1 protein-coding gene is annotated in these 1936 nt (G+C 60.1%); it reads right to left on the reverse strand.

Annotated elements, in window-relative coordinates; translation table 11 throughout:
- Positions 1 to 11 precede the first annotated feature (11 nt).
- Positions 12 to 1796, reverse strand: coding sequence for an ABC transporter ATP-binding protein (locus tag ACR0ES_RS20120; protein WP_480871589.1), 1785 nt, complete (start codon positions 1794 to 1796; stop codon positions 12 to 14).
- Between the last annotated feature and the right edge of the window lie 140 nt (positions 1797 to 1936).

Below are 1936 nucleotides of genomic sequence, written 5' to 3' on the forward strand. Positions count from 1 at the left end.
GCCTCCCCTTATTATTCTGCGACTTTTTGTTTGTGTTTGTGTTTATTGAACTGTTGGTCGAAGAGGTTTTTGAAGGGTCCGTTTTTCTGCATGAGTTGGTCGAGGTTTCCCTGTTCGGCGATAGCGCCGTCCTGGATGACGATGATCTTGTCTGCCTCCAGCACGGTTGACAGGCGGTGGGCGATGACGATGACGGTGACATCCTGTGTCAGGGCGTCCAGCGCCTCTTTGACCAGCGATTCCGATTCCGCGTCCAGCGCGCTTGTGGCCTCGTCCAGCAGCAGGATTTCGGCCTTGCGCAGAATGGCGCGGGCAATCGCGATGCGCTGTTTCTGACCGCCCGACAGAAAGGTTCCGTTTTCGCCCACCGGGGTCTCATAGCCCTGCGGCAGGTCTGTGATGAACTGATGCGCATGTGCGGCCCGGGCTGCCGCGATCACCTCTTCATCGCTCGCCTCGGGTGCCGAGCAGCGCAGGTTGTCCATCACCGAGGCCGAGAACAGGAACGTGTCCTGACCGACATACGAGATTTTCCGCCGCAGCGAGGCAAAGCTGACATCCCTCAGGTCCTGGCCATCGATCTCGACGCTGCCCTGATCGGGGTCGTAAAACCGCATGATCAGGCCAAACAACGTGGATTTGCCACCACCGGACTGGCCGACAAGGGCCGTGGTTTTCCCGGCCTCGAAAGTGGCGCTCATGTTGTCGATCACCGGCACCGTGCCCTGATAGCCAAAGGTCACATTGCGCAGCGTGATCTGTCCGGGGCCGTCACTCAGGTCACGGGCCCGGGGGCTTTCCACCATCGTGTCCTCCTGATCCAGCAGGCTGAACAACAGGCCGACACCGACCATGCAGGTTTCAATCTGGACCCGCATCCTGGACAGGCGCTTGGCGGGTTCATAGGCCATCAGCAAAGCGGTGATGAAGGACATCAACTGACCCGCGGTCGGCTGTTCGGTGCCCGCGATGCCCATCGTGCTGACAATGAGAACCCCGGCAACCGCCAGACCGGCCAGAAACTCCATCAGCGGGCTGGCAATGGCCTGCAGCCGGGCGATGTCGTTCGAGCGCTGTTCGACCTTCCGGATCGCGGTCTCCATTCGGTCGATCATGCGATCTTCAAGCGCAAACACCTTGATCACCTTGATCCCCGCCGAGGTCTCCTGCAGCACCCGGATGATCTCGGCCAGCGATTTGAACTCGGCCTGCATGATCGAGCGGACGCTTTTCAGCAGATACCGCACCCCCAGCAGGGCAACCGGGCCCACCACAAAGAACATCACCGACAGGACCGGCTGCTGATACACCATGACCACAATCAGGCCGACCAGGGTCAGGGCATCGCGGACAAACCCGGTGACCAGAACATCGATCAGGCCCCGGGCCGATTGCGCGCCATTGGTCGTGCGCATCAGCAAATCCGATGATTCATTGGTCGAAAAGAACGACACCCCGTGCCGGACCAGCTTGCGGTACAGCTTCTCCTGCTGCTGGGCCACAATCCGGTTGCCCGCGCGCGCCAGAAAGACGGCCTGAATATACGAGGCCACCGCCTTGGTCAGGAACAGAAGCACAACCCCCAGCGCAATGACATGCGCCCATCCCCGCAATTCCGGGCTGGTCATGGCATCAACGATATATTCCATCATGTAAGCCGAGCCGGCGGTGGTGACCGCCACCGCGATCATCGCCAGGATCGCAACGCCGTAAAGCCCGCCCTGCGCATAAAAGCTCTCACCGACAAGCCGGCCCATATAGCCCGATCGCCACTTGTTCCAGGCGCGCTTCATCATTGCGTTCTCCAAATCCGTGAAACGGTGCGCACGCCCAGATACCCCATATCCCGCCGCGCCTAAAGGGCTGATGCTACCCTGCGGCAGACCAACCCATCCCAACATCCAAACACGCTAAATAAGACCTCACCACCAAACCC

The organism is Ruegeria sp. N7, assembly GCF_056531345.1.